Here is a 6,596-nt window from a genome sequence, read left to right as displayed (position 1 = left end):
GCGCTTGGGGCGCGCGCGATCATGAAAGCCGGAAGGGCAGGCTTCCGGCCAATACAGTGGGGCTTCGGACTCGTCCACCCACTCTAAAAACCCGGAGAGTCCAAGAACCGGCGCGGGCGGTCCGCGCCGGTTCCTTTTATGTCCGAGTCCCCATCGACGTCCGCCGCGTCGGCCGCCCGACGCGGACCTCGCCTCGTTGCCTTTGGGCGTTTCAACAACAGGGTTGCGCGTATTGCACGTCGGGAGGCAGGCGCGGTGGCGTCTTGAGCGCGGCAACGTTCATCGGGGCGCGCCAGCCTCCCCTACGGACGACGATCGGACCGCCAGTCGGTGTGGGGCGCGCGGTTGAGGACGTACCACTGCCAGACGAGGCGCGCGTAGGTCGAAGACCGCACGCCGCGGCGCCGAAAGAACGGCTCGAGCGCGCGCGTCAAGCGCGGCAGGTTGTAGAACGGCACGCGCGGAAAGTAGTGGTGCTCGAGGTGCCGCGACGACCAGAGGAACGCGACGTCCCAGAAGACCGACGGCGCCATCCGCGTCCCCCACTTCGCCGGATCCGCGGGATCGACGTCGTAGTGCTGGCCGAGACGGTTCAGCGTAAACGCGGCCGGGAAGACGAAGAGGTACGGCACGAGGTAGACCCGGAGCGCCGTCCCCCACCCGCCGAGCGCGACGATCGTCGCGAGGATCGCCAGTTGCCCGACGACCGTGACGACCCGCTCCCGCGCGATCCGCCGCCGCGTTTCCGGCGCGTAGTCCCGGGCCGCGAGCGCCGCGGCGCGGAAGTAGAGCGGGATCAGCGCCGGCGTCGCGTAGAGCAGCTTGAACCAGCGCGCGTTCCGCTTCGGCGACAGCCGCCGACGCTTCGGATCCCGCTCCGGGTCGCCGAGGTTCGCGTGGTGGTCGAGATGCCAGCGCGTGAACTGCGTCTTCGAGACCCCGCTCGGGAAGGCGTAGAGCCAGCCGAGGAACGCGTTCGGCCGCGCCCGCCCGCGGCGCGCGAAGACCGCGTCGTGCACGACCTCGTGCAGCAGCACGGTGAAGTTGAAGAACGTGACGCCGAGGACGACGGAGCACGGCAGCCAAAGCCAGATCGGACGGAGAAGAGCCGCGCCCGCCGCCCCGCCGGCGACGAGGACGATCTGCCAGGCGAGGACCGCGAAGTGCTTAAAGGGGCGCGGCCGATGAAGCTCCAGCAGCAGCTCGCGCGGCACGGCCGCCGCCAGCTCGCCGCGCAAGCCGACCGTAGCCGCGCTCCAGCGCGGCGTCTCCGCCGCCCCCGGCGCGCCGAGGCTCACCAGAACCGCTCCGCGTGGAGATCGCCGGGGCTGCGCCGCGAGTGGTCCTTGAACCCTTCGGCGCGCAGCAGCTCCGACATCTCCTCGACCATCCGCGGGTTGCCGCAAAGGAAGACGTGCGCCGCGCCGGGACGCGCCGCGAAACCCCACTCGCCCGAGAGCGCGCCGCCGGTCCACAGGTCCTGCACGCGCCCGACGCGTCCGGACCACGGGCCGTCCTCGTCCTGCGGCCGGCTGACGATCGGCGCGAAGACGACGTTCGGCTCGCGCTCGGCGAGCGCCTCCAGCTCCGCGAGGAAGCCGAGGTCGCGCGCGCGGCGCGCGCCGAGCAACACCGCGATCCGACGGTCCGGATTGGCCGCGGCGCGCGAGCGGAGCATCGACATGTACGGCGCGAGCCCGGTGCCCGTGGCGACCATCGCGACGTGCTGGTCGGCCGGAACTTCGGCGAGGGTGAACATCCCCGAGAAGCGGGCGCCGAGATGCAGCCGGTCCCCGGGCCGCAGCGCGAAGAGACGGGGCGTCAGCGCGCCGGTGCGGACGAGCGAAATGAAGAACTCGACGTAGCGCCGCTCGAACGACGACGAGGCGGCGGAGTAGGTGCGGCGGATCAGCGCGTCCGGCGCCGGGCGCGGCTCGTCGTCCGCGTCCGCCTCGGCGCAGCGCGGCGCGTCGCCCGGCAAGCCGAGCAGGCCGAACTGCCCGGCGACGAACGGCGGCAGCGACCAGCCGTCCGGCGCCACGCGGAAGACCGCGTGCCCCGGCGAGACGTCCTCGCGCCCGACGAGAATCGCGTTGAGCTGGTTCATCGGCCCCTCCCCCGCCACGATACGGGGATCGGCGCGTCGCCGCCGCAAGGAACGCGCCTCCCGCGCCCGCCCCGTGCGGGCGGCCTGGCGCCGCGCGCGTCGCCGCAACGACGGAGCCCCTGCGCCCGCCGCGCCTATGCGCGGCGTCTCACAGATCGATCGGGCGTCCCTCGCTCTGCGCCCGCCGCAGCGCCTCCAGCGTCGCCACCGCGTGCCGCAGGTGCGGGATCACGATCGAGCCGCCGACGACGAGCGCGACGTTCAGCGCGTCGAGCAGCTCGGCGTCCGTCGCCCCGCGCCGCACCGTCTGCACGAGGTGATAGTCGATGCAGTCGTTGCAGCGCAGGACCGCCGAGGCGACGAGCCCCATGAACTCCTTCGTCTTCGCGTCCAGCGCGCCGTCCTCGTAGGCCTTGGTGTCGAGGTTGAAGAACCTCTTGATGCCGAGATGTTCCTTGGCGAGCAGTTTCTCGTTCATCTCGCGCCGCCAGACGAGGAAGTCGTCCAAGTCGAAGCCTTTGTTCATCGTCCCTCCGCCGGCATCATAAAGCCTCTTGACGCCGCCCCCCCGCGGGCCGGAAAGTACCGCGAGTCACCTCGGAGGAGGAACGCGATGACCAAGGGATTCTGGCGCGCCGCGGCCGCGGCGGCCTCGACGATGCTCGTGCTGGCGGCGGCGCCCGCGCCCGCCCGCGCGGCGGACGAGCAGAAGATCCGCGTGGCGGTGGTGGACTTCGACACGGAAGCGCTCGAAGGATCGTGGTCGTACGGCTGGTCCTACACGAACCTCGCCCGTTCCGCGGCCGACAACCTGACGAGCGAGCTGGTCAAGACCGGCCGCTTCCGCATGGTCGAGCGGCAGAAGCTGGACAAGATCCTGCAGGAGCAGAACCTCGCCGAGAGCGGCCGGATCGACCCCTCGACGGCCGCCAAGCTGGGGAAGATCCTCGGCGTGCAGCTCGTCGTGATCGGCGCGGTCACGGAGTTCAACGTCAACGAGACCGGCGGCAACGTGCCGCAGATCGGCTCCTGGAAGGGGCTCGGCGGCGTCGGCTTCCGGATGATCACCGGCAAGGCCGCGCTGACCGCGCGCCTCGTCGACACGACGACGGCGGAGATCCTCGGCGCCTACGACGGCGCCGGCAGCTACCGCTTCGGCAAGGGCGAGTTCGCCGGCGCCAGCCTCGGCACCGAGTGGAACTCCGGCATGGCCTCGAAGATCCTCAGCGGCGCGGTGCAGTCGCTGGCCAAGGACATCGCCGCGCGCTCCGCGAACCTCGCGCCCGCGGCCGTGCGCGGCGGCGTCGAGGGGAAGATCGCCAAGGTCGAAGGCGGCAAGATCTACCTCAACGTCGGCGACGCCGCGGGGGTGAAGGTCGGCGACCGCTTCGTCGTCCACCACCTCGGCGAGCAGATCAAGGACCCGGACACCGGCGAGCTGCTCGGCGGCGACGAGAGCGAGGTCGGCGAGGTCGAGGTCGTGCGGATCCTCGGCGCGCGTCTCGCGGAAGCGAGGGCCGCGTCCGGCGCCGGCTTCCAGGCGGGAGACAGAATCCGCATGAAGTGACGCGCGCCCTCGGCGTGCCCCGCGCCCCGGTCCGTGGCATCGTACGGGCCGGGGCGTTTTCGTCCCCGCCGGAGGCCCCCATGCCCGCCGCCGACCAGACTCGTCTCGCCGACCGCTACGCGCGGATCGCCGCGCAACTGGCGCCGCTCTTCACGAAGACCGCCGACCCGATCGCGCGGATGGCGACGGCGGCCGCGGTGCTCCACCACAAGAACACCCACTTCTTCTGGACCGGCTTCTACCGCCTGATCGAGGACGACCTGGTCGTCGGGCCGTACCAAGGCGCGCTCGCCTGCCAAGTCCTCGAGCGCGGCAAGGGGGTCTGCTGGGCGGCGGCGACGCGCGGCGAAACCGTCCTCGTCCCGGACGTCCACGCCTTCCCCGGCCACATCGCGTGCGACGCCCGCTCCAAGAGCGAAGTCGTCGTCCCGGTCCGCGACCCGGCCGGCGTCCTCCGCGCCGTGCTCGACGTCGACTCCGAACGCGAGGACGCCTTCGGCCCGGCCGACGCCGCCGGGCTGGAGCGCGTCGCGGCGATGATCTTCGCGCCCTGAGCCGCGCCCGCCGCGCCGGACGAAAGACGTTGCCGGCCTCGCGCCGCCTCGGGATATTTCAGGCGCGCGAGGAAGCCGATGAAGACCAGCGTCGTCCGGCTCGCAGCCGACCATCCCGGCTTCAACGATCCGACGTACCGCCGCCGGCGGGACGAAATCGCCGCCGCCGCGCTCGCCCACCGCCCCGGCGACGCCCCGCCGCGCATCGTCTACACCGCCACCGAGACGGCGACGTGGGGGGCCGTCTTCCGCCATCTGTCCGAGCTCTACCCCACGCACGCCTGCCGCGAGTTCAACGGCGCCCTGCGCTCGTTCGAGTTCGGTCCCGACGAAGTTCCGCAGCTCGCCGACGCGGACGCGCGCCTGCGCGCGACGACCGGCTTCCGCGTCGTCCCCGCGCCCGGGCTCGTCGAGGCGCGCGACTTCCTCGCCGCCCTTGCGCGCCGCGTCTTCCCCGCCACGCAGTACCTGCGCCATCACTCCGCGCCCCACTACACGCCGGAGCCCGACCTCTGCCACGAGCTGCTCGGCCACGCGCCGATGCTCGCCGTCTCCGAGTACGCGGACCTCACCGAGCGGATCGGCGCCGCGGCGCTCGGCGCCGACGACGCGCTGGTCGAACGCGTCGCGCGGCTCTACTGGTACACGCTGGAGTTCGGCCTCGTGCGGCAGAACGGGCAGCGGCGCGCCTACGGCGCCGGGCTCCTTTCGAGCTACGGCGAGCTGGCGCGCGCCCTTTCCGGCGCGCCGGAGGTCCGCCCGTTCGACGCCGCCGTCGCGGCGGAGACGCCGAATCCGATCACCACCTACCAGCCGCTTCTCTTCGAGTCGCCCTCGCTCGCCGACGCGCTCGGGAAGGTCGCCGCGTTCATCGAGGCGGCGCGCGGCGGCTGACGGTTCCGCGGAGGAACGCGATGCCCGACCACGAGCAGCAGGCGACCGCGACGATCGGGATCATGGGCTGGGACGGCTGCGAGTTCCTCGCCGCGGACTTCGAGCGCGCGCGCCGCTTCTACGCGGCGACGATGGACGTGCCGGAAATCGCGCGGCTCGAGCCGCGCGTCGCCGCGCGCCGCGGCGAGCAGGCGGCGCTCTTCCGCGCCGGCAAGGCGGTCTTCTCCGTCGCCTCGCCGAGCGAGCGCGGCGCGCGCGCCGCGCGCTGGCTGGCGCGGCGCCCCGACGGCGCGGCGACGATCGCGCTGCGCGTGCGCGACGCGGCCGCCGCCCGCGCGGCGCTCGAGCGCCGCGGCGCGACGCTCGTCGCCGAGACCGCGGACGAGCGGGACCTCGAGGGTCGCCCCTACCGCTGGTTCGAGATCGCCGCGCCGCTCGGCGAGGTCCGCTTCCGCTTCGTCGAACGCGCCGCAGGGGCGCTGCCGCCGGGGTTCGCGCCGCGCGAGCCCGGCGCCGCGGCGAACCGCTTCGGCATCCAGGTCGTGGACCACGTCGCGTCGAGCTTCCTCACGATCGAGCCGTTCGTCACTTGGCTGCGCGACGTCCTCGGCTTCGCCGAGTACTGGCGGAGCCGCTTCCACGAACGGGACGTCGATCCGCGCGCCGGCGGCGCCGGCCTCGCCGCGATCGTGATGTGGGATCCGGAGTCGGGGATCAAGTTCGCGGCCGAGGAGCCGGCGGCGCCGAACTTCGAGGCGGGCCGCGCGTACCTCTTCTGCGCCGAGAACCGCGGCCCGGGCGTGCAGCACGTCGCCTTCCACGTGCCGGCGATCGTCCCGGCCGTCGCCGGGCTGCGCGCGGCGGGGGCGCGCTTCCTCGACGCGCCGGCGAGCTACTACGAGCTGCTGCCGGAGCGGCTCGCGGCGCACGACGTGCCGCGCCTCGAGGAGCGGATCGACGACCTGCGGCGGCTGGGGATCCTCGCCGACGGCGAGGACGAGCGCTATCTGCTGCAGGCCTTCATGGTGGACGGCGCGGGGCTCTTCGACGACCCGCAGGCCGGGCCGTTCTTCCACGAGATCATCCAGCGGCGCGGCGCGCGCGGCTTCGGCGAGGGGAACTTCCGCGCCATCTTCGAGGCGCTCGCGCGCGACCGGCGGCGCCGAGCGGAACGGGACGAAGGGGAGGGTCGATGATCCACCGCCTGCAGCGCGGCGCGGTTCCCGCGAAGCCGCACACGGTCTTCTCCCCCGACGGCGAGCTGGCGTTCGAGCACTGCCTCACGCGCCGCGGGTTCGAGGGCGCCTACACGATCCTCTACCACCGCCGTCCGCCGCACTGGGTCGGCGCGGCGGAGGATCTCGGCCCGTTCCCCGGCGACGCGCCGCCGGAGCCGCCGACCGCGCTGCGGCCGCGCCACTTCCGCGCCGCGGACCTCGCGCCGGGGGGCGCGCCGTTCCTCGGCCGCCGGCTG

At 73.3% G+C, this 6,596-nt stretch carries 8 protein-coding genes; 5 read left to right on the top strand and 3 right to left on the bottom strand.

Annotated features, from left to right (window positions below; genetic code table 11):
- Positions 1-302: 302 nt before the first annotated feature.
- The 3 genes from LLG88_04300 to LLG88_04290 all read right to left on the bottom strand — a co-directional run bounded on the left by LLG88_04300 (position 303) and on the right by LLG88_04290 (position 2,633).
- A complete protein-coding gene (locus LLG88_04300; GenBank protein ID MCE5246127.1) occupies positions 303-1,298 on the bottom strand; it encodes a fatty acid desaturase in 996 nt (331 codons plus the stop codon).
- Positions 1,295-2,107: a ferredoxin--NADP reductase gene (locus LLG88_04295; GenBank protein ID MCE5246126.1), complete on the bottom strand. Its 813-nt coding sequence runs from the start codon at positions 2,105-2,107 to the stop codon at positions 1,295-1,297. Before LLG88_04295 ends, LLG88_04300 begins: the two co-directional genes overlap by 4 nt.
- Before the next feature lie 148 nt (positions 2,108-2,255).
- Positions 2,256-2,633, bottom strand: a complete 378-nt coding sequence (locus LLG88_04290) for a carboxymuconolactone decarboxylase family protein (protein MCE5246125.1) — start codon at positions 2,631-2,633, stop codon at positions 2,256-2,258.
- 87 nt (positions 2,634-2,720) lie between these two features.
- On the opposite strand from LLG88_04290, the gene LLG88_04285 reads away from it, so the two are divergent.
- From LLG88_04285 to LLG88_04265, 5 genes are all read left to right on the top strand, one after another.
- Positions 2,721-3,674 carry a CsgG/HfaB family protein gene (locus tag LLG88_04285; protein MCE5246124.1) on the top strand — a complete coding sequence of 318 codons (954 nt, stop codon included), beginning with the start codon at positions 2,721-2,723 and terminating at the stop codon, positions 3,672-3,674.
- Between the two features lie 80 nt (positions 3,675-3,754).
- Positions 3,755-4,228 (top strand): GAF domain-containing protein, encoded by a 474-nt coding sequence (locus LLG88_04280; protein ID MCE5246123.1) that lies wholly within the window; start codon positions 3,755-3,757, stop codon positions 4,226-4,228.
- 78 nt (positions 4,229-4,306) lie between these two features.
- Entirely contained in the window at positions 4,307-5,122 is an 816-nt protein-coding gene (locus LLG88_04275) for a phenylalanine 4-monooxygenase (protein MCE5246122.1), read from the top strand.
- Positions 5,123-5,142: 20 nt separating this feature from the next.
- On the top strand, positions 5,143-6,318 hold the full coding sequence (locus tag LLG88_04270) for a 4-hydroxyphenylpyruvate dioxygenase (protein ID MCE5246121.1): 1,176 nt from the start codon (positions 5,143-5,145) through the stop codon (positions 6,316-6,318).
- Positions 6,315-6,596 (top strand): homogentisate 1,2-dioxygenase (locus LLG88_04265; GenBank protein ID MCE5246120.1); only part of this gene is annotated, 282 nt, incomplete at its 3' end. The genes LLG88_04270 and LLG88_04265, both read left to right, overlap by 4 nt.

It is taken from the genome of bacterium, assembly GCA_021372775.1.
GTDB lineage: Bacteria > Acidobacteriota > Polarisedimenticolia > J045 > J045 > JAJFTU01.
This window is presented reverse-complemented; position numbering and strand designations above follow the sequence as displayed.